This window comes from Nonomuraea sp. NPDC003727, from assembly GCF_053586935.1.
Genome location: NZ_JBSFNE010000005.1, coordinates 436780 through 456896, shown reverse-complemented (window position 1 = coordinate 456896; position 20117 = coordinate 436780). Strand labels below are relative to the sequence as shown.

Annotated in this window: 19 protein-coding genes; 6 read left to right on the top strand and 13 right to left on the bottom strand. The window is 71.6% G+C overall.

Annotated features, from left to right (window positions below; translation table 11 throughout):
• Positions 1–67: 67 nt before the first annotated feature.
• Positions 68–1729 carry a BBE domain-containing protein gene (locus ACWDLG_RS16285; RefSeq protein ID WP_449920503.1) on the bottom strand — a complete coding sequence of 554 codons (1662 nt, stop codon included), beginning with the start codon at positions 1727–1729 and terminating at the stop codon, positions 68–70.
• A 191-nt stretch (positions 1730–1920) separates the two neighbouring features.
• On the opposite strand from ACWDLG_RS16285, the gene ACWDLG_RS16280 reads away from it, so the two are divergent.
• On the top strand, positions 1921–3072 hold the full coding sequence (locus tag ACWDLG_RS16280) for an alpha/beta hydrolase family protein (protein ID WP_449920501.1): 1152 nt from the start codon (positions 1921–1923) through the stop codon (positions 3070–3072).
• A 65-nt stretch (positions 3073–3137) separates the two neighbouring features.
• Here the strand turns inward: ACWDLG_RS16280 and ACWDLG_RS16275 are convergent, their stop codons facing one another.
• The 5 genes from ACWDLG_RS16275 to ACWDLG_RS16255 all read right to left on the bottom strand — a co-directional run bounded on the left by ACWDLG_RS16275 (position 3138) and on the right by ACWDLG_RS16255 (position 6241).
• Complete coding sequence (locus tag ACWDLG_RS16275; RefSeq protein WP_449920498.1) at positions 3138–3410, bottom strand: hypothetical protein; 273 nt, start codon at positions 3408–3410, stop codon at positions 3138–3140.
• Positions 3411–3670: 260 nt separating this feature from the next.
• On the bottom strand, positions 3671–4411 hold the full coding sequence (locus ACWDLG_RS16270) for an HAD family hydrolase (protein ID WP_354911200.1): 741 nt from the start codon (positions 4409–4411) through the stop codon (positions 3671–3673).
• 28 nt (positions 4412–4439) lie between these two features.
• The gene (locus tag ACWDLG_RS16265; RefSeq protein WP_449920496.1) at positions 4440–5066 is read right to left on the bottom strand and encodes an HAD family hydrolase; all 627 of its coding nucleotides are present in this window, start codon (positions 5064–5066) and stop codon (positions 4440–4442) included.
• Between the two features lie 17 nt (positions 5067–5083).
• The gene (locus ACWDLG_RS16260) at positions 5084–5590 is read right to left on the bottom strand and encodes a DUF6912 family protein (protein WP_449920493.1); all 507 of its coding nucleotides are present in this window, start codon (positions 5588–5590) and stop codon (positions 5084–5086) included.
• 30 nt (positions 5591–5620) lie between these two features.
• Positions 5621–6241, bottom strand: coding sequence for an HAD family hydrolase (locus ACWDLG_RS16255; protein WP_354911194.1), 621 nt, complete (start codon positions 6239–6241; stop codon positions 5621–5623).
• Between the two features lie 23 nt (positions 6242–6264).
• Here ACWDLG_RS16255 and ACWDLG_RS16250 point away from each other — a divergent pair, with 23 nt between their 5' ends.
• Complete coding sequence (locus ACWDLG_RS16250) at positions 6265–6435, top strand: hypothetical protein (RefSeq protein ID WP_449920489.1); 171 nt, start codon at positions 6265–6267, stop codon at positions 6433–6435.
• A gap of 58 nt (positions 6436–6493) precedes the next feature.
• Here ACWDLG_RS16250 and ACWDLG_RS16245 read toward each other — a convergent pair whose 3' ends face one another.
• The 6 genes from ACWDLG_RS16245 to ACWDLG_RS16220 all read right to left on the bottom strand — a co-directional run bounded on the left by ACWDLG_RS16245 (position 6494) and on the right by ACWDLG_RS16220 (position 12125).
• Positions 6494–7831 carry a glycoside hydrolase family 3 protein gene (locus tag ACWDLG_RS16245; RefSeq protein WP_449920487.1) on the bottom strand — a complete coding sequence of 446 codons (1338 nt, stop codon included), beginning with the start codon at positions 7829–7831 and terminating at the stop codon, positions 6494–6496.
• A 190-nt stretch (positions 7832–8021) separates the two neighbouring features.
• The gene (gene ptsP / locus ACWDLG_RS16240; RefSeq protein WP_449920486.1) at positions 8022–9692 is read right to left on the bottom strand and encodes a phosphoenolpyruvate--protein phosphotransferase; all 1671 of its coding nucleotides are present in this window, start codon (positions 9690–9692) and stop codon (positions 8022–8024) included.
• Positions 9689–9946, bottom strand: a complete 258-nt coding sequence (locus ACWDLG_RS16235) for an HPr family phosphocarrier protein (protein ID WP_449920484.1) — start codon at positions 9944–9946, stop codon at positions 9689–9691. Before ACWDLG_RS16235 ends, ptsP begins: the two co-directional genes overlap by 4 nt.
• Positions 9947–10208: 262 nt before the next feature.
• On the bottom strand, positions 10209–10655 hold the full coding sequence (locus ACWDLG_RS16230) for a PTS sugar transporter subunit IIA (RefSeq protein ID WP_354911182.1): 447 nt from the start codon (positions 10653–10655) through the stop codon (positions 10209–10211).
• A 53-nt stretch (positions 10656–10708) separates the two neighbouring features.
• Complete coding sequence (locus ACWDLG_RS16225; RefSeq protein ID WP_449920482.1) at positions 10709–10945, bottom strand: glucose PTS transporter subunit EIIB; 237 nt, start codon at positions 10943–10945, stop codon at positions 10709–10711.
• A gap of 145 nt (positions 10946–11090) precedes the next feature.
• On the bottom strand, positions 11091–12125 hold the full coding sequence (locus ACWDLG_RS16220) for an SIS domain-containing protein (RefSeq protein WP_449920480.1): 1035 nt from the start codon (positions 12123–12125) through the stop codon (positions 11091–11093).
• Between the two features lie 103 nt (positions 12126–12228).
• On the opposite strand from ACWDLG_RS16220, the gene ACWDLG_RS16215 reads away from it, so the two are divergent.
• The 4 genes from ACWDLG_RS16215 to ACWDLG_RS16200 all read left to right on the top strand — a co-directional run bounded on the left by ACWDLG_RS16215 (position 12229) and on the right by ACWDLG_RS16200 (position 16691).
• Positions 12229–12969 (top strand): GntR family transcriptional regulator, encoded by a 741-nt coding sequence (locus ACWDLG_RS16215; RefSeq protein ID WP_354911176.1) that lies wholly within the window; start codon positions 12229–12231, stop codon positions 12967–12969.
• A 107-nt stretch (positions 12970–13076) separates the two neighbouring features.
• On the top strand, positions 13077–14444 hold the full coding sequence (locus tag ACWDLG_RS16210; protein ID WP_449920477.1) for a PTS transporter subunit EIIC: 1368 nt from the start codon (positions 13077–13079) through the stop codon (positions 14442–14444).
• Positions 14445–14692: 248 nt separating this feature from the next.
• Positions 14693–15979, top strand: a complete 1287-nt coding sequence (locus ACWDLG_RS16205; protein ID WP_449920474.1) for a PTS transporter subunit EIIC — start codon at positions 14693–14695, stop codon at positions 15977–15979.
• Between the two features lie 244 nt (positions 15980–16223).
• Entirely contained in the window at positions 16224–16691 is a 468-nt protein-coding gene (locus ACWDLG_RS16200) for an Rv3235 family protein (protein ID WP_449920472.1), read from the top strand.
• A 482-nt stretch (positions 16692–17173) separates the two neighbouring features.
• On the opposite strand, the gene secA is transcribed toward ACWDLG_RS16200, so the two are convergent.
• Entirely contained in the window at positions 17174–19963 is a 2790-nt protein-coding gene (gene secA / locus ACWDLG_RS16195) for a preprotein translocase subunit SecA (protein ID WP_354911168.1), read from the bottom strand.
• Positions 19964–20117 lie beyond the last annotated feature (154 nt).

Genomic DNA, 20117 nt, shown 5'->3' with positions numbered 1-20117 from the left:
GGACGGCCGGGGAGCGTGACCTACCCAGCCGGGCGCCCCCCACTCGCGGGACGGGCCGCGTGAGCGGTCAGGAGCCGCCGGGAGGGCGGACCGACAGCGCGTGGTGGAAGACGTCGCGCGGGTCCCAGCGCGCCTTCACCCGCTGCAACCTGGCGTAGTTGTCCCCGTAGTAGAGCGTCGACCAGGGCACGCCCGAGGTGTTCCACGCCGGGTCGGCATGGTCGATGTCCGGGTAGTTGATGTAGGCGCCGCCGCAGTTGCCTCCGGGCACCGGCACGCCTCCCGTGGCCTCGAACGTCTCGCGGTGGAGCCGACGCACCCACGCCAGGTGGTCCGCGCCGTCCTGGGTCTCGTCCCATGCCGCCAGGTGGATCATCTTGAGGATCGACGAGCGCTCCGCCGTGGCGGTCGCCGCCGGGTCCACCGTGTTGACCCGCCCGCCGTACGACAGGAGCCACAGCAAGCCGTTCGAGGAGACCTCGCCCGCGGTGCCGAGGTGGTCGTAGGCGACGTCGGCCTGCTCGTCGGTGAAGCGCCTGCGCAGGTAGGCCGACTTGCCCTTGTACCGGCCCGACTCGGTGGCCTCGCCGAGCGACAGGGTGCGGACCGCCTGGAACCACGGCATCCGCTGGAACGGCGGGACGATCACCCCGGGGGTGACGCCGTCGGCGACGGCCGCGAAGTAGTCGCGCAGCAGCTTCTCGGCGCCCGGCACGGCGGCGTCGACCTGCGTGGGCAGGATGATCCCGCCGGGGTCGGCGCCCGCCTTGCGGCCGGGGATGAGCAGCGAGCCCCACAGGGAGGCGGCGGGGGTACCGGGCGCGCTGTTGCGCTCGTGCCACTCGCCGTGGTTGCGCAGCAGCCTGCGGAACGACTCCTTGGTCATGCCGTCCCACGACCAGATGGCCACGCCGGACAGCACCTCGGCGGGCGGGCGCGGCAGCAGCCGCCTCGGGTCGTTCCCCCTGGCCCCCGGGTCGCGCATCCAGTAGCGGGTCACGACGCCGAAGTTGCCCCCGCCGCCGCCGGTGTGCGCCCACCACAGGTCGTGGTTGGGGTCGGCGGGGTCGCTGGTCGCCACCACCGCGCGCGCCCTGCCGCCGCGGTCGACCACCACGACCTCCACCGCGTGCAGGTAGTCGACGGTCAGGCCGTCGCGCCTGGACAGCGGGCCGTAGCCGCCGCCCGCGATGTGGCCGCCCGCGGCCACGCCCCCGCACTGGCCGCCGGGGATGGTGACGCCCCAGCCGAGGTAGAGCGTGCGGTAGGTCCGCATCAGCGTGGCGCCCGCCTCGATGGCGAACGCGCCGCGCCGCTCGTCGAAGGAGACGCCGGACATCTCGCACAGGTCGATCACGACCTGCGCGCCCTCGCCGACGAAGTTCTCGTAGCAGTGCCCGCCGCTGCGGACGGTGACGCGGCGGCCCGCGCGGACCGCGTCGCCGACCGCCTTGACGACCTGCTCGGTCGAGCCCACGACGTGGAAATGTTCGGGTCTGGGCGTGAAGCGCTGGTTCGTCCGGCGGACCGCCAGGTCCTCGTAGCGCGGGTCGCCGGGCCGTACGACGACGGGTCCTAACGGCGGCCCGCCCGTGGTCGCGGCGGACATGGCGGACGCGACGGGATCGAGCGCCGCGGCGGACGCGACGGACCCGAGGGCCGCCGTGACCGCCCCGCCGCCGACCGCCGCCGTGGTGCCGATGAATCCCCTGCGGGTGACCTCACCCATGGTCGACAACCCCCTGGTGTGCGTGTGACGTGCTGTTCCTCGACGGTAGAGGCGGGGTCGTGGCGCGAGAATGGGCTCAGGCCCCCGGCAGGGGTGGGGGTAGGTGCACCCGGTCGACCTGACGAAAGTCAGGGTCGGGACGATACGGACGGCAGAGGTGCCGGCGTGGGTCCGGCGGCCAGATTGGGGCCATGCGAAACACGATGACCGCCCTGCTCACCACCACCGCCCTGCTGACCGTTCCCGCCGGTACGGCGCGGGCCGACACCGCCTCCCCCGCCAAGGTGACCTTCGAGCTTCCCGACCCCACGGGAGCGCACGAGATCGGCGTACGCGAGGTCCACCTGGTGGACGCGGAGCGTGACCGGGAGCTGATGGTGAGCGTGTGGTATCCGGCCGGGCCCGGGGCGGAACCGCGGGCGCCGTACCTGCGGGCCGGCGCGGCCGGATACTTCGACCAGGGCGCCCCGGCCATGGGCCTGCGGCCGGGGCAGGTGGACTGGGCCGCGGTCCGCACCCACGCCCGCCAGGACGCGCGGCCGAAGGGCCGGTGGCCGGTGGTGCTCTACTCCCCCGGCGCGGGCTCGCTGCGCGCGCTCGGGACCGCCACCGTCGAGGACCTGGCCAGCAGGGGGTACGTCGTGGTGACCGTGGACCACACCCACGAGGCGCCCGTCGTCGAGTTCCCCGGCGGCCGGCTGGAGGTCGCCAAGCCGTCGCAGGGCCTGCGCGCGAGGATGGAGACCAGGCTGCGCGACATCCGGTTCGTCCTGGATCGGCTGCCTACCCTGGACGGCCTCGCGCGGGCGATGGACCTGTCGAGGGTGGGCATGTTCGGCCACTCCTTCGGCGGGGACACCGCGGCGGAGGTGATGGTCGCCGACGGACGCGTCGACGCCGGCGCCGACCTGGACGGCTGGCTCGCCTACGACGTCGACGGCCGTGCCCCCACGCGCGCCGCCGTCGAGGGCACCGCCCGCCCGTTCCTGCTGATGGGCTCACCCGGCAGCACCCGCGACGGCCAGGGCAGGAGCCACCTGACCTCGCCGTCGTGGAAGTCGTTCTGGGAGCGGTCCTCCGGCTGGAAGCGCGACCTGTCGATGCCGGAGGCCATGCACTACAGCTTCACCGACCTGCAGTCGTTCCTGCCGCAGCTCGACGAGCGGCTGGACGTCGTGCCGGAGGTCCGCGCCAAGCGCATCGGGACGGTCGACCCCACGCGCAGCGTCGCCGCCCAGCGCGCCTACCTGGGCGCCTTCTTCGACCAGTCGCTCAAGCACCGGACGCGCCCGCTGCTGCGCGGCGAGTCGCCCGACCACCCGGACGTGAGATTCGTACGCTAGGACGATCGGCCGGGCACCGCTGCGGGGTGCGTACCCGCGGTGCCCGGCCGATGCCATGGGATCGGCTACGGCGTGGCGTCCGCGCGGGCGTCGGACGACGACCACGAGGCCTGCACGCTCGTCCTGCCCGGCTCGTCCGGCGGGAGCAGGGGCAGGTACGGACGGAGCCACGCGCGGATCTCGTTGTCGATCGCCTCCGCCAGGTCGTGGCAGCTCACCAGGGTGCAGTGCTCGGGGTCCTTGGGGGCGGCGTGGGCGGCGGGCGCGACGGCCAGGCCCAGCAGTCCGACGGCCGCCATGGTGACGATGGTGCGCAGGACGGCGCGGGTGGAACGCATGACAGATCTCCTCCTCGATGGCATGTGGTGGGTCGAGGGGAGACGGCGGCCACGGAGCCGCCTCGGTGGTTCTACCGCGTGATCGATTCGCCCGAATCGCCGCTGCGGTGAAAAACGGCGTCAAGGGTGTCCCCGCGACCGCCGGATGAGCCCGCTTTCCGTTCCCCGGGCCGGCCCGCGCGGTGCCCGGGTCAGCCCGCCTTGCCGTTCCCGGCCGGCCGCGCGTGGTGCCCGGGTCAGCCCGCCTCACGGTGCCCGGGTCAGCCCGCCTTGCGGTCGACCGGCGAGGTCAGGCTCGCCACCGCGGCCACGACCTCCGACGCGTTCGACAGGTCGGGCAGCACGATGTCGGCCCCCGCCTCCCTGAGCTCGGCCGCCGTCGACCGTCCCGACGCGATCGCCACCATCGCCGCGCCGCCGATCCGCGCCGCCTGCACGTCGCGGGTGGAATCGCCGATCAGCACGGTGTTCGCCGCGGTGAACGGCGTGCCGTGGCGCTGCTTCGCCCTGCCCTGGGCGACCTGGAGCAGCGTCGCCTTGGGGTAGACCTCCTCGCCGTAGCCGCCGAGGTCGAAGTCGACGTACTTGTCGAGCCCGAACGCCTTGAGCTTGTGCACGGCGTTGCCCCTGATGGTGCCCGTCAGCACCGACTGGACGACCCCGTCGAGCCGGGAGACCGCCTTCAGGGCGTCCTTGGCGCCGGGCATCGTCCGGCCCTCCTTGGCCAGCCGCTTGCGCCGGTCGGCGAACGCGACCGCGAGCGCGGCCAGGAACCTGGGCAGGTGGTCGTCCTCGGCGACGATGCCGTTGACGGCGAGCGTCTCGAAGACGATCTCGGAGTCGGGCCTGCCCATGGCGGGGGCGAGCTTGACCAGCGGGCGCCCGGTGACCTGGCGGAACGCCTCGGCGTACGCATCCCTGGTGACGATCGCGACGTCGACCAGCGTGAGATCGACGTTCCACAGCACAAGGCGGTTGATGGCGGCCTCCCTGAAGTCCATGCCCAGGGTACGGCTCAGCGGCCCGGTTTCAGGCGTGCTTGAGCGCTTCGGTCAGGGTGTCGACCACGGGCCAGCCGGTCGCCTCCAGCTCCTTGCGGGGCGTCATGCCGCCGGTGTAGAGCACCGCCCTGGCGCCCACGTGGGTGGCCGCCATGCCGTCGTCGACGCTGTCGCCGATGACGAGCACCTCGGCGGGGTCGACCTGGATGGCGGCGATGTGGCCGGCCATGTGCTCGGCCTTCTCCCCGCCCGTGGTGCCGGTGAGCCCGTCGACCCTGGCGAAGTGCATGTCGATGCCGAACGAGGTGACGGTCGGCACCAGGTGGTCGTGCGGCGCCATCGAGCACAGCGACTGGGTGCCGGTCCAGCTCCGCAGCGACGCCTCGGCGTCGGCGGCCAGACCGCAGGCGGTCATGAGCCGGAAGTAGTTGTCGTGGAAGCCCTTGTCGAGCACGTCCCACTCGCCCTCGCGCAACGGGCGGCCCAGCAACCGCTCGTAGGCCAGCCAGATGGGTCGCGTGTAGACGGAACGGAATCCGTCGGCGGTCATCATCGGCAGGCCGTAAGGCTTGAAGACCTCGTTCGTCGCGCCGACGACGGCATCGATGTCGTGGAAGAGGGTGCCGTTCCAGTCCCAGACGATGTGCTGCGTCATGCCCCTATTGTCGGGCATCAGGCCAGCAGGTCGGGGATTTCCTGGGTGGCGTACCACATGAGCTCGTGCGCCTCCGCGCCGTCGACGACGAACAAGGCGTCGTTGTCCCCGCCGTCGGCGGCGGGCAGGGCGGCGATGGCGGCCTCGATGTCGGCGGCGGCGGAGACGTCGTCGACGTGCACGGCGGCCACCTTGGCCATCGGCACCGCTTCGGCCAGCCGTACCCTGGCCCGCTCCTCCAGGTCGGCGCTCATGGACAGGGTCGCGTCGGGGACCTCGGCCGCCACGACGACCCGGCGGGGGGCGGCGGCCACGCCGTCGGCGCGGTCGGCGGCGAGCATGCGCAGGGAGGCGCGGGCGGCGTCGGTCAGCGCCACGTACTCCAGCTCTTCGGTGTCCCCCGAGGCGTACCACTCGGTCAGCGCGGGAGTGACCGCGTAGCCGGTCAGCGGGGCGGGGCCGAGCTGCCCTTCGGCCGCCGCCCTGGCAAGCGCGGGAAGGGTGCTCGGCAGGTATACGCGCATCGGGAACCTTTCACGACGTTAGGGGGACCATCATCGCAGGGGCAGCCGCAGCAGCGTCTCCAGCTCGGCGATCGTCGTGTCGGGGGTGGTGTGGTGGATGACGCCGATGCCGAGCTCCCGGGCGGCGACGATGTTGATCTCGAAGTCGTCGATGAAGACGCATTCGGGGCCGCGCAGCCCGATGAGGTCGAGGGCGTGCTCGAAGATGCGCGGCTCGGGCTTGCGCATGCCGATCTCGCCGGAGATGACGACCGCGTCGAAGACCTCGTCCCAGCCGTCGCGCGGGTACTCGTTGGCCCACGAGTTGGACAGCAGGCAGGTCTTGATCCCCGCTCCGCGCACCCGCAGCAGCATGTCGTACATCGCGTCGACCCGCTGGAAGCCGAGGAACATCCGGGAGAGGAGCCCTTCGGCCACGGGCGAGGTGCCGTCGATGGTGCGGAGCCTGGCCGCGAGGTCGCGCTCGAAGTCGGCGGCGCTGATCTCGCCGCGCTCGAGGGCGTGCACGACGCTCTCCTGCAGCAGCAGCTCGCGCATGACCGCCCGGTAATGGTCGCCGTCGAGGCGGTCGGCCGCGATCCAGCCGGCGACCGCCTCGGACATGCTCGTGGTGAGCACGCCACCCCAGTCGATCAGGACTCCCTTGACCATGAGGAGCAGCCTATATCCCCTGAATGGAGCCGTTCGAGCAGTTCACCCCGGCGGGCTCGGTCGTCGGTCTCCTCGGCGTGGTGATGACGGTCCTGGTGACCGCCCTCGAGCTGTTCATCATGTTCCTGCAGGCGTTCCTGTTCACCCTGCTGGCGGCGATGTTCATCGGGGACGCGATCGAGGGCGACCGCTGAGCCACCAGAGGAGTCCGGTGAACCACGCTGACCGGTTCGCCGGACTCCACGAACGCGACTAACGGCTCGCGCGGACGATCGTGGCGGCCAGCCTGCGGTGCTCGGCCGAGCGCAGCACGTCGGCGGCCGCCGCGACCGAGGCGACCGGCGCCTTCTCCAGGAAGCCGCGCTTCCGGCGCAGCTCCAGCAGCCTGGTCACCGACTGGTCGAGACGCTGCCGCGAGATGCGGCCCGACTTCACCGCCGCCATGACCGCGCCGTGGGCCTTGGCGAAGTCGGGCGGCATGAGCAGCAGGTCCGCCCCGGCCAGGACGGCCCGCACGGCGACCTCGCCGTCGTCGTACTTCTTCCTGACGCCCGCCATGTTGAGCGCGTCGGTGGAGACGACGCCGTCGAAGCCCAGCCTGTCGCGCAGCAGCCCGGTCAGGATCGGCTTGGACAGGGTGGCGGGGTCGCCCGAGGGGTCGAGCGCGGGCATGACGATGTGGGCGCTCATGATCGCGTCGACGTCCGCGCCGATCGCCGCCTTGAACGGCGGGGCGTCCATCGTCGCCCACTGCGCCTTGGTGTGCTTGATCAGCGGCAGGCCGGTGTGGCTGTCGATGCGCGTGTCGCCGTGGCCGGGGAAGTGCTTGGCCGTCGCGGCGACGCCCGCGTCGTGGAAGCCCTTCACCGACGCGGCGACCATCCGCGCGACGCGGGCCGGGTCGTCGCCGAAGGCCCGCTTGCCGATGACCGGGTTCCTGGGGTCGAGGTTGACGTCGGCCACGGGCGCGAAGTCGAGGTTCACGCCGAGCGCCTTCAGTTCGGCGCCGGTCGCCGCCGCGGCCTTGCGGGCCAGGCCGGTGTTACGGGTGGCGCCCACGACCGACGCCCCCGGCAGGTCGGTGACCAGCGCGGACATCCTGGACACCAGGCCGTTCTCCTGGTCGGTGCCGATGAGCAGCGGCACACCCTTCGAGGCCTTCTGCAGGCCGTTGGTCAGGGAGACGACCTGGGAGACGCTCTTGATGTTCTCCGGGAAGAGGATCACGCCGCCCAGGTGGTACTTGGCGACCACCCGGGCGGGGGTGGCGGCGCCGAAGGCGTTCTGGTTGCCGTCGGAGGCGCTGTCGGCGGTGGTGCCGTGGAGGACCGGCATGAACAGCTGGCCGACCTTCTCCTCGAGGCTCATCCGGGCCAGCACCCGCTGGACGGCGCCCGCCCCGGCGGTCTCGGTGCCTGCCGCGGTGCCGGCCTCTGTGGCCGCCGGGGGCGTGGCGGGGGCCTGCGTGGACGGTTTCGCCGCTGGTGGAGGCATCTGGGGCGCCGAGCCCGCGGCGCCCGCCGAGCTCGCGCACGCCGCGAGGGAGGTCGCTATCGCCAGGACGCCTGCGGTACGGATGCCTCTCACCATGCCCCCCAAGCTATCCGGCCCGCCGGTGTCACGCCGACCCAACGGCCCCACACCTCCCGCGCGACGGCCGCCGCCGCAACGGCCCCGCACCCTCGCGAGGGCCACCGACGCGGCGGCCGGGCGGCCGGGCGGCCGGGCCGCTCCGGTCCCGCCGCGCGTCGGCCGCCCGTCGCTCACCGGCGGGACGGGATCACAGGCCGAGGTCGGCCAGGCCGGGCAGCGCCGCGCGGGCCGCGTTCCTGGCGCCGGCGGCCGTCACCTGCCCCCGCGCCATCGCGGCCGCCCTGCGGCACTGGGCCAGCGAGTGCGCGGCCAGCCCCGCCCGTACGGCCGGCAGCGCCGCCGGGCTCATCGACAGCGTGGCCGCCCCCAGCCCCACCAGCACGCATGCCAGCGCCGGATCGGCCGCCGCCTCGCCGCACACCCCGCACGGCACGCCGTGGTCGCCGACCGCCGCCGCGATCAGGTCGAGGAGCGCCGGATGCCACGGGTCCTGCAGCGCGCTCAGCGCTCCGACCTGCCGGTCGGCGGCGAAGGCGTACTGGGCCAGGTCGTTGGTGCCGATCGACAGGAAGCCGACCGTGGCGGCCAGGTCCTTCGAGCGCAGCGCGGCGGCCGGGACCTCGATCATCACCCCGACCGAGCCGAGCCCCTTGACCGTGCACTCGTGGACGAACCAGGTGGCCTCATCGACGGTGGACACCATGGGTGCCATCACCTGGAGCCGGTCGGACATCCCCGCGCCCGCGTCGGCGAGCGCCTGGAGCTGGTCCGTCATCACCTCGGGGAAGGCCCTGAACATCCGCAGCCCTCGCAGCCCGAGCGCCGGGTTGGGCTCGCGGCCGGTGGCCGGCAGGAAGGCGAGCGGCTTGTCGGCGCCGGCGTCGAGCGTGCGGACCACGACCTTGCCCTGCGGGAAGGCCTCGAGCACCGCCCGGTAGGCGTCGCGCTGCTGCTCGCGCGTGGGCGGGCTGGCCCTGTCGAGGAACAGGAACTCCGTCCGGTACAGGCCGACCCCCTCGGCGCCGCTGTCCACGGCCGCCTGCACGTCCGCGGGCCCGCCGATGTTGGCCAGCAGCGGCACCGGGTGCCCGTCGGCCGTCCTGCCGGGGCCGGTCGCCGCGTCGAGCGCTCGCGCCCTGGCCGCCGACAGGCGCCGGGCGTCGGCCACCTGCTGCTCGCTGGGCTCGACGGTGACCGTACCGAGGCCGCCGTCGACGAGCACGCGCACGCCGGGGCGCAGCGCGGTCGCGCCGCGCGCCGCCACGACCGCGGGCAGGCCCATCGCGCGCGCCAGGATCGCGGTGTGGCTGGTGGGGCCGCCCTGCTCGGTCACGAAGGCGGCGACCACGTCCCTGGTCAGCAGCACCGTGTCCGCGGGCGCCAGGTCCCGCGCCACCAGCACGTACGGCTCGGCCGCCGTCGTCGGCACGCCGGGCACCGGATGCCCGGTGAGCACGGCGATCGTCCGGTCCCTGACGTCCTCGACGTCGACCACCCGCTGGCCCATGTAGCCGCCCGCGGCGACGAGCAGGTCGCGGTACTTGCCGAAGGACTCGTAGACGGCCCTGGGCGCGGCCGTCCCGGTCTCGATCAGCGCGTCGACGCCGATGGCCAGGCCGGGGTCGCGGGCCATCAGCGCCTGGGCGGCGAGCACGTCCTTGGCCTCGCCGCCCGCCTTGACGCCGCGCGCCTCCAGCTCGCCGGCGACCTGTTCCAGCGCGGCGTGGGCCCGCGCCTTCTCCTGATCCGCCTCTCCCTCGTAGGTGGCGCCCTCGGGGGGTTCGGGCACCGAGACGGTCAGCACGTAGACAGGGCCCTGCCCGATGCCGGGACTGACCCCCACCCCCGAGATGGTCATGGCGCCGATGCGATCGCGGCCAGCTCGTCCACGAGCTGCTCCGCGCCTTCCCCGTCGGCCTTGATCACGATCATCTCGCCCTGACGGACGTCGAGGCCCATCACCATCAGGATGCTCTTGGCGTTGACGGGCTCGCCGCCGAGCCTGCCCACGGTGACGTCGATGGGGGCCTTCGCCGCCGCCGTCACGAACGTCGCCGCGGGACGGGCGTGCAGCCCTACCTCCGCTTCGACGGTCACCTTGCGCTCGGCCATCGGGGCTCCTCCTAGGTGTGCCGGTCCAGACCAGCTGGACTCACGAAACAGCGGCCGGCCGATCGATCGGCGCCGGCCAGGTCCTCGCCGGCGTGGGCGGGTGGCCACCGCCATCCCTCTCATACCCGCCGCCTTGGCCGCGGCTATCCCCGCCACCGGATCCTCGAAGACTACGCAATCGCCGCGAACCGCCGGGAGGTGGGTCGGGCGGACGGCGCGGCGCCCCCGAGGACGTCGTGCGCCGGACGGCGCGGCGCGGTCCCTACGCCCATTGGAACAGCTCGTCACCGACGTGGACGGGGCCCTGGGCGACGACGGTCACCGCCTCGGCCCGCGCGTCCAGCGCGACCACCGGGCAGACCGGGGAGCGGCCGCCCGCCTCGATGACGGCCGGGTCCCACGCCACGACCGGCTGGCCCGCGTCGACCCGGTCGCCCTCGGCCACGAGCAGCCGGAAGCCCTCCCCCTTCAGCTGCACGGTGTCGATGCCCAGGTGCACCAGCACGCCCCTGCCGTCGTCGCCCACGATGACGTAGGCGTGCGGATGCAGCTTCAAGATCTTTCCACCGATCGGGGCGACGGCCTTCCCTGGCCCGCGCGCCGGGTCGATCGCCGCACCGGGCCCGACCATGCCCGCCGAGAACACCGGATCGGGCACGGCGCCCAGGCCGACCGCGGCCCCCTCGACCGGGGCGAGAACGCTGGTCATTGGTCCCCCCTGAACCAGAGCGCCGGCGGCGGGAGAACCCCGCCGCCGGCGACCTAGCCGATGATGTCCTCGATGTCGCTGGCGATCGTGTCGGCTTCGGGACCGACCACGACCTGGACGACGTTTCCCGCGGCCATCACTCCGTGGGCCCCCGCTGCCTTCAGCGCCGCCTGGTCGACTTTGGAGGCGTCGTGCACCTCGGTGCGCAGCCGCGTGATGCACGGCTCGATCTCGATGATGTTGGCCGCACCACCGAGCCCGGCGATGATCGCGTCAGCGTCCGCCGCCATGTGGTCCTCCCTCGTCGATACGTCTGTCTGACCAGGCTACTCATGAGAAAGCGGCCATCAGCCCGCAGACCGTTTCTTTGCGCGGCTCAGCGCCGTGCCGGCAGTCCGGCGGCCAGGTTTCTCATGAGTGGGCGACCGCGAGCGATCAGTCGGTCTGGGTGACCTTGTTGAGCCCGCGCGGGGCGTCGGGGTCGATCCCGAGGCGCCGGGCCAGCGCCTCGGTGAGGAGCTGACCGGGGACGATCAGGCCCATCGGGGCCACCCACTCGGGCAGGTCGGGGCCGTTCAGCGCGGCCGTACCCGCCTGGGCCAGCGCCTGGCCGCCGCCCACGGTGTAGGCCGCCGCGCCCGCGCCGACCACGCGCTCGGCCAGGGCGACCGTACCGGCCAGCGTCGGGCTGTTCTCGGCGGCGACCAGCAGCGCGGGGGTGTCCTCGTCCACCACCGCGATCGGGCCGTGCAGCAGGTCGGCGTAGGACAGGCCCATGGCGTGCAGGTAGCAGGCCTCCTTGAGCTTCAGCGCGGTCTCCAGAGCGGTCGAGAAGGCCATGCCGCGCCCCGAGACGACCACGCCCGGCTTGTCGGCCAGACCCTCGACGACCGCCTCCAGGTCGCCCGGCTCGGCGATCAGCTTCTCCACCGCCTCCGGCACCCGCTGCAGGTCGGCGGCGTCGACCTCCGCGCCGAGCCCCAGCGCGAGAACGGCCAGCGCCGCGAGCTGCGTGGTGTAGGTCTTGGTGGCGGGCACCGCCTTCTCCTCGCCGGCCAGCGTCACCAGGGCGATGTCGGCCGCCTGGGCGAGCGGGCTGTCCTCGCCGCCGTTGGTGATGCCGACGGTCTTGGCGCCGCAGTCCTTGGCCCAGGCCAGCGTCTCGACGATCTCCTCCGTCCTGCCGGACTGGGAGATGGCGACGGCCAGCACGCCGTCGAGGTCGAGCTTGCGCCGGTAGGTGGTGGCGATCGACGGCGCGGCGAGGGCGGACAGGCGTCCGGCGTGCGACTCGATGAGATAACGGCCGTAGACTGCGGCGTTGTCGGAGGTGCCGCGCGCGATGAACAGCAGCTGCCTGGTCTGCTCGCCGAGCGCCTTCACCTCGTCGACCCGGGGAAGCAATGAGTCCAGGGTGGCCCGCAACGCGGCCGGTTGCTCGGCGATCTCGCTGCGCATCTTCGTGGTCATCGTGTCCCCATCGCTTGACTGGCTGTTCCGGCATGTGGTCTAGTCCGGACTAGACCAGTACGAACCATAACTCATCGCCCAGGTCAGATCGAGGGGAGGATCCGTGGCGCACATCGATCCGGACAGCCCGGTGCCCAAGTACTTCCAGCTCCGCGAGATCCTGCTGGATCTCATCGACAGCAACGAGCTGAGCATCGGCGCGGCGATCCCGTCCGAGCGCGAGCTCTGCCAGCGTTTCGGCCTGTCGCGGATGACCGTCCGCCAGGCCGTCGACCACCTGGTCTCGGAGGGCCGGCTGCACAGGGTGCCCGGGAAGGGCACCTTCGTCGCCAGGCCGAAGATCGAGCTGGCGCTCCAGCTCACCTCCTTCACCAACGACATGCGCGCCCGCGGCCTCGAACCGGGCTCCCGCGACCTCGACCGGCGCATCGTGCGCGCGAGCGCCCACCTGGCGAAGGAACTCGGCATCCAGCCGGGCGAGGAGGTCCACTTCATCGAACGGCTGCGCACCGCCGACGGCGAGCCGTTGTCGATCGAGCGCGCCCACATCCCCGTCTCGCTGGCGCCCGACCTGGCCGACCACGACCTGACGGGCAAGTCGCTCTACCAGCTGCTCGAGGCGCGCTACGGCATCGTGATGGACGCCGGCGAGCTGACCATCGACGGAGGGATCGCCGACCCCAGCGACGCCGACCTGCTGAAGCTGCCCCGTGGCGGGGCGGTGCTGCTGCTGCAACGCCGCTCCTTCTCCGGTGGGGTCTGCGCCGAGCTGGGCGTGTCCACCTACCGGGCCGATCGGTACCAGTTGCGCACCGTCCTGGAGATCCCCGCCCGTCGCGGCTGACCGGCTCGCAGGGGGTACGGCATGCTTGGGTCCTGCTCGTCACCCCGCCCCGCCAGGTCCCCCGGCCGGGCCTGGTCCTTACCCCCCACACTCCGGAGGAACTCCCGGTGACCGAGTCCGCCGCGATCCCTTCGCCGTTCGCCCGCTTCATGGCCGTGCTCCAGCGCATGGGCCGCTCGCTCATGCTCCCCATCACCGCCCTGCCCGCCGCCGCGCTCCTGCAGCGCTTCGGCCAGCCCGACATGCTGGGCGCCAACGGCGCCGAACCCGGAGGACTGGCCGACGTGGCGGCCTTCGCGTGGATGACCCACGTCGCCGAGGTGCTCGACGCCGCCGGAGCCGCCCTGTTCGAGAACCTGCCGCTGCTGTTCGCGGTCGGCGTGGCCATCGGGTTCGCCCGCAAGGCCGACGGCTCCACCGCCCTGGCCGCCGTGGTCGGCTACCTGGTCTTCGACCGCGTCACCAAGGTGATGTTCTTCGAGTCCGCCATCAGGGACACCGTCATGATCCGCCAGGCGGAGAGCCAGGGGATCAAGGAGATCATCAACTACGGCATCCAGAACCCGACCAAGGTGCTCGGCGGCATCCTGATCGGGCTGGTCACCGCGGTGCTCTGGCAGCGCTTCTACCGGATCAAGCTGCCCTCGTGGCTGGCCTTCTTCGGTGGGCGGCGCTTCGTGCCGATCATCACCTCGATCGCGGCGCTGCTGATCGGCGTGCTCATCGGCTGGATCTGGCCGGTGCTCGGCGAGTGGATCGGCCAGGCGGGCCGGGCGCTGGCCGACGCGGGAGCCCTCGGCACCGGCCTGTACGGGTTCTTCAACCGGCTGCTGGTACCGCTCGGCCTGCACCACTTCGTCAACTCGATCGTCTGGTACGTCGTCCCCGAGTGCCAGGTCGGCGGGCGCACCTTCGCCGGCGACTGGAACTGCTACTTCGGCGGCGACCCCGGCGCGGGCGAGTTCATGGCCGGATTCTTCCCCGTCATGATGTTCGCGCTGCCCGCCGCGGCCCTGGCCATCTGGCGCGCCGCGCTGCCGGGCAAGCGGACCGCGGTCGGCGGCATCATGCTCTCGGCGGCGCTCGCCTCGTTCGTCACCGGCATCACCGAGCCGATCGAGTTCGCGTTCATCTTCGTCGCGCCGGTGCTGCTCGTCGTCCACGCGGTACTGACCGGGATCGCGATGGCGGTGACGACGCTGGTCGGCGGGCAGCTCGGGTTCGGCTTCTCGGCCGGGCTGCTCGACATGCTGCTGAACGCCGGCAAGTCCAACACGAACAACGTGATCGGGATCCTGGTCATCGGGGTGATCTACGGGGCGGTCTACTACGTGGTGTTCAGCTTCCTGATCAGGCGGCTGGACATCATGACGCCGGGACGGGAGCCGGAGGTGGACATCGACTCCGGCGAGACCGCCACCGTCCCCTCCTCCCCACCCACCCCTGGCCCCCCGTCCGAGCCCCACACGCCATGACCCACCCCCTATGCCCGCCCCTCATGACCCGTCGCCCTCATGACCTGTCGTCCTCATGACCTGTCGCCCTCGGGAATCCCCGCCCGAGACCCGCCACAGGCCATGACCCACCCCTCGGGACCCGCCGTCCTCGGGCCATCCCGCCCGGGCGCCGGCCGCGCGCCCGCCGCCCTGCGGAAGGCGTTTCCGCAGGACGGGGCGTGGTAGATACCCCGCATCCCCCGTGACGATCTGCCGGGGGTGTCGGGATGAGCGAAACGACCGCCGACGGCCGCACGTCCTTCTGGTCGGCCGTCCTCGCCGTGCTGCAGCGGATCGGCCGATCCCTCATGCTGCCCATCGCCGTCCTGCCGGCCGCCGGCCTGCTGCTCCGCTTCGGCCAGGACGACCTGCTCGGCCGTACCGACAACGCCTTCGTCGACAAGGTGGCCGTCATCTTCGCCGCCGCCGGCGGCGCGCTCTTCGACAACCTGCCGCTGCTGTTCGCGGTCGGCGTCGCCATCGGGTTCGCCAAGCGCGCCGACGGCTCGACCGCGCTGGCCGCCGTCGTCGGCTACCTGGTGTTCGACCAGGTCACCCGCCGCATGTTCTTCTACTCCACCAGCGAGGCGGTCAGGGCCAAGGTCACCCTCACCCTCCAGGACCACAGCACGGTCATCAACCAGGCCGCCTCCGCCCAGCCGACGGGCGTCCTCGGCGGCATCGTGATCGGCCTGGTGGCCGCGGTGCTCTGGCAGCGCTACTACCGGATCAAGCTGCCCACCTGGCTGGCCTTCTTCGGCGGCAGACGGTTCGTCCCCATCATCACCGCCGTCGCCGCTCTCGGGCTCGGCGTCGTGTTCGGCATCATCTGGCCGCCCATCGGCACCGCGCTGACCGCCTTCGGCGACTGGCTGGCCACCCATTCCACCGTCGGCGCGGGCGTCTACGGCGTGGCCAACCGCCTGCTCATCCCGCTCGGCCTGCACCACTTCATCAACTCGATCGTCTGGACCGTCATCCCCGAGTGCACGGTGAACGGCGTGCACGCCGCGGGCGACCTCAAGTGCTACGCCATCGGCCAGCAGGGCGCGGGGATCTTCATGACCGGCTTCTTCCCGGTGCTGATGTTCGGCGTCCCCGGTGCGGCGCTGGCGATCTGGCGGGCGGCGCCCTCGCACAAGCGGGCGGCGGTGGGCTCCATCATGGTCGGCGCCGCCCTCACCGCGTTCGTCACCGGGATCACCGAGCCGGTGGAGTTCGCGTTCATCTTCGTGGCGCCGCTGCTGTTCGTCCTGCACGCGCTGCTCACCGGGGTCTCCATGGCCCTGCTCGCGACGCTGGACACCCGCCTCGGATTCAGCTTCTCGGCGGGCGGCATCGACATGCTGCTCAACGCCACCAAGTCGAACACCCACAACCTGGTCCTGATCATCGCGATCGGGCTGGTCTACTTCGTCCTGTACTACGCGCTCTTCAGCTTCCTGATACGCAAGTTCGACATCCTCACCCCGGGCCGGGAGCCCGACGAGGACACCGAGCAGCCCGCTCGCTGACATTCGACGGGCCGGCAATCGGTGCCAAATACCGGCCGGAATGGATTCGGAACGGCAGGCACGCCATGCGCGTCCGCCGAAATGCACGACAGGCTGGTGACCAACCGATCCAACTCGTCGTGATCTTCTTCGTTGATCCCCGCAAAAAGATCGGGAGAAGCGGAAAAGTTGGCGACTGATGTATCTGGGCTTGGGACCGAAAACTCCTTATACCGACGTTCTCCCGCATGAGGTTGGAGGTTTCATGGCATCACGGCTGCGTCCCGCTCCGCTCCCCCGCGTCACCCTCACCCCCGTCCCCGACCCGCCGTACGACGGGGAGCACCACGGTCCGGAGCCCACCACCCAGGGGTCGCTCGCCCTCGCCCCCGACCCGCTCCCGTTGGTCTGGGGGCCGCCCGGCTCCATCCCCGACGAGCGCCACCTGCGCCACCTCGGCCAGGCGCTCGCCGAGATCCTGGCCGGCCGCCGGCCACCCGAAACGGTCAGCGACCGGCTCACCGAACGGGCCTACGCCGAACTCGTCCGCGCCGGAAAGATGATCACCACCGGCGGCCGGCCGTTCGCGGGCGTCCCCCGCGTGACGCAGCCCGGGGAAGGGGTGGTGGAGATGTGCCTGCTGGTGCACTGCGGCGAACGCAGCCACGTGCTGGCGCTCCGGCTGGAACGGCGCGGTGTCCAGTGGCTGTGCACCGACTTCGAGACCGCCTGACACCCCGGTAGTCCGAAACCGCCGGACACGCCGGTACGGCGGGCCTCCCCGCCCGCCGTACCGCCCTCTACCGACGCCCCGCGCCACTACCCCACCGACGACCCTCCACACCCGACCTGCCCCCGCTTCCTCAGCCACCCCCCAGAACCCGGCGCCCCCGCAGCCCACCACCGGAATCTGCCGCTCCCCGCAGCCCACCACTCCGGAATCTGCCGCCCCCCGCAGCCCACCACCCCGGAATCTGCCGCCCCCCCGCAGCCCACCACCCCGGAATCTGCCGCCCCCCGCAGCCCACCACCCCGGAACCTGCCGCTCCCCGCAGGCCGCCGCCCGGTAAGGACCCCGGCGCCCCGGCAGTACCGTGCCCTCGGCATCACGTCGGAACCGACCCGCGCTTCCGCTACCCCTCCGGTGTGCGGTCGGTGGGCCGCATGCGAAAGGCCCCGCCCCCACGTGGGGACGGGGCCTCGAAACGCCGGCCGCTACGCCTCGACGTGCTTCGGGTCGCCGTGGCAGCGCTTGTACTTCTTGCCCGACCCGCACGGGCACGGCGCGTTGCGCTCCACGTTGCCGTAGGCGGCACGCTCGGCGGCCGTCGTGCGGACCTTGGTGTGCTCGACCTCGCCCGCCTCACCGGGAGCGGTGTACTCCAGCTCGGTCGGCCGCTGCGGCCCGCGCAGGCCACGCGCGATGATCGACCGGGTCTCGGCGATCTCCGCCGACTCCTCGACGATCGGGTTCTCCTGCACCTCGACCTCGAGGTTGAACAGGTAGCCGACCGACTCCTCCTTGATGCCGTCGAGCATCGCGGAGAACATCTCGAAGCCCTCGCGCTGGTACTCGATCAGGGGGTCGCGCTGCGCCATGGCGCGCAGGCCGATGCCCTCCTGGAGGTAGTCCATCTCGTAGAGGTGCTCGCGCCACTTGCGGTCGAGGACCGACAGGATGACGCGCCGCTCCAGCTCGCGCATGGCCTCGGAGCCGAGCTCCTCCTCGCGCCGGTCGTAGGCGGCGAGGGCGTCGGTCTTGATCTTGTCGCGGAGCACGTCGGCCGACAGCTCCTCGCGGCCGCCCGCCCCCTCGACGACGTCCTCGAGGCTGATCGAGATCGGGTACAGCTCGCCGAACGCCTTCCACAGCTTGTCGAGGTCCCACTCCTCGGAGAAGCCCTCGGCCGTGGCGGCGCCGACGTACTCGTCGATCACGTCGGTGACGAAGCCGCGGACCTGCTCGTGCAGGTCGGCGCCCTCCAGCACCCGGTGGCGCTCGGCGTAGATCACCTTGCGCTGCCGGTTCATGACCTCGTCGTACTTCAGAACGTTCTTGCGGATCTCGAAGTTCTGCTGCTCGACCTGGTGCTGGGCGGAGGCGACGGCCTTGGTGACGATGCCCGACTCGATCGGCTGGTCGTCGGGGATGTTCATCCTGACCATGATCGCCTCGACGCGCGGCGAGTTGAACAGCCGCATGAGGTCGTCGCCGAGCGAGAGGTAGAAGCGCGACTCGCCGGGGTCGCCCTGACGTCCGGAACGGCCGCGCAGCTGGTTGTCGATGCGCCGCGACTCGTGACGCTCGGTGCCGAGGACGTAGAGGCCGCCGAGCTCGGTGACCTCCTCGTGCTCGGTCTTGACCGCCTGCTTGGCCTTCTCCAGCGCCTCGGCGTAGGACTTCTCGTACTCCTCCGGCGTCTCGACGGGGTCGAGGCCGCGCTGGCGCAGCTCGGTGTCGGCGCGGAACTCGGGGTTGCCACCGAGCATGATGTCGGTGCCTCGACCGGCCATGTTGGTGGCCACGGTCACGGCGTGCTTGCGGCCCGCCTCGGCGACGATCGACGCCTCACGCGCGTGGTTCTTCGCGTTGAGCACCTCGTGCTTGACGCCCTGGCGGGTCAGCATCTTCGACAGCCGCTCGGACTTCTCGACCGAGGTGGTGCCGACCAGGACCGGCTGGCCGGCGGCGTAGCGCTCCTTGATGTCCTCGACGACCGCGGTGAACTTGGCGTCCTCGGTGCGGTAGATGAGGTCGGACTGGTCCTTGCGGATCATCGGCCGGTTGGTCGGGATCGGGACCACGCCGAGCTTGTAGGTCTGGTGGAACTCGTTCGCCTCGGTGGCCGCGGTGCCGGTCATGCCGGCGAGCTTGCTGTAGAGACGGAAGTAGTTCTGGAGGGTGATCGTGGCGAGCGTCTGGTTCTCGTCCTTGATCTTCACCCCCTCCTTGGCCTCGATGGCCTGGTGCATGCCCTCGTTGTAGCGGCGCCCGTGCAGGACTCGGCCGGTGAACTCGTCGACGATGAGGACCTCGCCGTCGGCGACGATGTAGTCCTTGTCCTTCTTGTAGAGCTCCTTGGCCTTCAACGCGTTGTTGAGGAAGCCGACCAGGTGGGTGTGCTCGGGCTTGTAGAGGTTGTCGATGCCGAGCCAGTCCTCGACCTTCTCCACGCCGGACTCGAGCACGCCGACGGTGCGCTTCTTCTCGTCGACGACGTAGTCGCCGGTGCTGGGCTCGCCCGGGTTCTTGGCCTCGACGCCCCTGCGGAGGCGCGGCACGATCTTGGCGAACTCGGTGTACCACTTGCCCGACTGCTCGCCGGGACCCGAGATGATCAGCGGCGTACGTGCCTCGTCGATGAGGATGGAGTCGACCTCGTCGACGATCGCGAAGTTGTGGCCGCGCTGGACGCACTCGTCCAGCGACCAGGCCATGTTGTCGCGCAGGTAGTCGAAGCCGAACTCGTTGTTGGTGCCGTAGGTGATGTCGGCGGCGTACATCTTGCGCCGCTCCTCGGGGCTCTGCCCCGCGATGATCACCCCGGTCTCGAGGCCGAGGAAGCGGTGGATCCGCCCCATCTTCTCCGCGTCACGCTGGGCCAGGTAGTCGTTGACCGTGATGACGTGGACGCCCTTGCCGGTCAGCGCGTTAAGGTAGCTGGGCAGCACGCAGGTCAGGGTCTTGCCCTCACCGGTCTTCATCTCGGAGATGTTGCCCAGGTGAAGGTTGGCGCCGCCCATGATCTGGACGTCGTACGGGCGCTGGCCGAGCACGCGCCGCGCCGCCTCCCGCACCGCGGCGAAAGCCTCGGGCAACAGATCGTCGAGCGACTCCCCATCGGCGTGTCGCTGCTTGAACTCGTCCGTAAGCGCGCGCAACTCCGCGTCGGACAGGCTCTTGAAGTCGTCCTCGATGGAGTTGACCTGGTCGGCGATCCGCTTGAGCTTGCGCAGGACCTTGCCCTCGCCGGCGCGCAGAATCTTGTCGAGAATGGCTGGCACTTTGTGTAAAGCTCCTCGCAGGTCTACCCCGGCGGCCGCCAGGAGGAGAGGCTGAGACAAACTTCCCCATGGCCATCGTAGGCGGTTCCGCCACCAGACACAGCCACCGCGACTAGGAGGCCGCAACACCCGTCTGGGAGAATGGTCTTTCGGC

Excerpts from the sequence above, each read along its gene's own strand:
- ACWDLG_RS16285 (WP_449920503.1), bottom strand. The coding sequence starts at position 1,729 with ATGGGTGAGGTCACCCGCAGGGGATTCATCGGCACCACGGCGGCGGTC.
- ACWDLG_RS16280 (WP_449920501.1), top strand. The coding sequence starts at position 1,921 with ATGCGAAACACGATGACCGCCCTGCTCACCACCACCGCCCTGCTGACC.
- ACWDLG_RS16275 (WP_449920498.1), bottom strand. The coding sequence starts at position 3,410 with ATGCGTTCCACCCGCGCCGTCCTGCGCACCATCGTCACCATGGCGGCC.
- ACWDLG_RS16270 (WP_354911200.1), bottom strand. The coding sequence starts at position 4,411 with ATGGACTTCAGGGAGGCCGCCATCAACCGCCTTGTGCTGTGGAACGTC.
- ACWDLG_RS16265 (WP_449920496.1), bottom strand. The coding sequence starts at position 5,066 with ATGACGCAGCACATCGTCTGGGACTGGAACGGCACCCTCTTCCACGAC.
- ACWDLG_RS16260 (WP_449920493.1), bottom strand. The coding sequence starts at position 5,590 with ATGCGCGTATACCTGCCGAGCACCCTTCCCGCGCTTGCCAGGGCGGCG.
- ACWDLG_RS16255 (WP_354911194.1), bottom strand. The coding sequence starts at position 6,241 with ATGGTCAAGGGAGTCCTGATCGACTGGGGTGGCGTGCTCACCACGAGC.
- ACWDLG_RS16250 (WP_449920489.1), top strand. The coding sequence starts at position 6,265 with ATGGAGCCGTTCGAGCAGTTCACCCCGGCGGGCTCGGTCGTCGGTCTC.
- ACWDLG_RS16245 (WP_449920487.1), bottom strand. The coding sequence starts at position 7,831 with ATGGTGAGAGGCATCCGTACCGCAGGCGTCCTGGCGATAGCGACCTCC.
- ptsP (WP_449920486.1), bottom strand. The coding sequence starts at position 9,692 with ATGACCATCTCGGGGGTGGGGGTCAGTCCCGGCATCGGGCAGGGCCCT.
- ACWDLG_RS16235 (WP_449920484.1), bottom strand. The coding sequence starts at position 9,946 with ATGGCCGAGCGCAAGGTGACCGTCGAAGCGGAGGTAGGGCTGCACGCC.
- ACWDLG_RS16230 (WP_354911182.1), bottom strand. The coding sequence starts at position 10,655 with ATGACCAGCGTTCTCGCCCCGGTCGAGGGGGCCGCGGTCGGCCTGGGC.
- ACWDLG_RS16225 (WP_449920482.1), bottom strand. The coding sequence starts at position 10,945 with ATGGCGGCGGACGCTGACGCGATCATCGCCGGGCTCGGTGGTGCGGCC.
- ACWDLG_RS16220 (WP_449920480.1), bottom strand. The coding sequence starts at position 12,125 with ATGACCACGAAGATGCGCAGCGAGATCGCCGAGCAACCGGCCGCGTTG.
- ACWDLG_RS16205 (WP_449920474.1), top strand. The coding sequence starts at position 14,693 with ATGAGCGAAACGACCGCCGACGGCCGCACGTCCTTCTGGTCGGCCGTC.
- ACWDLG_RS16200 (WP_449920472.1), top strand. The coding sequence starts at position 16,224 with ATGGCATCACGGCTGCGTCCCGCTCCGCTCCCCCGCGTCACCCTCACC.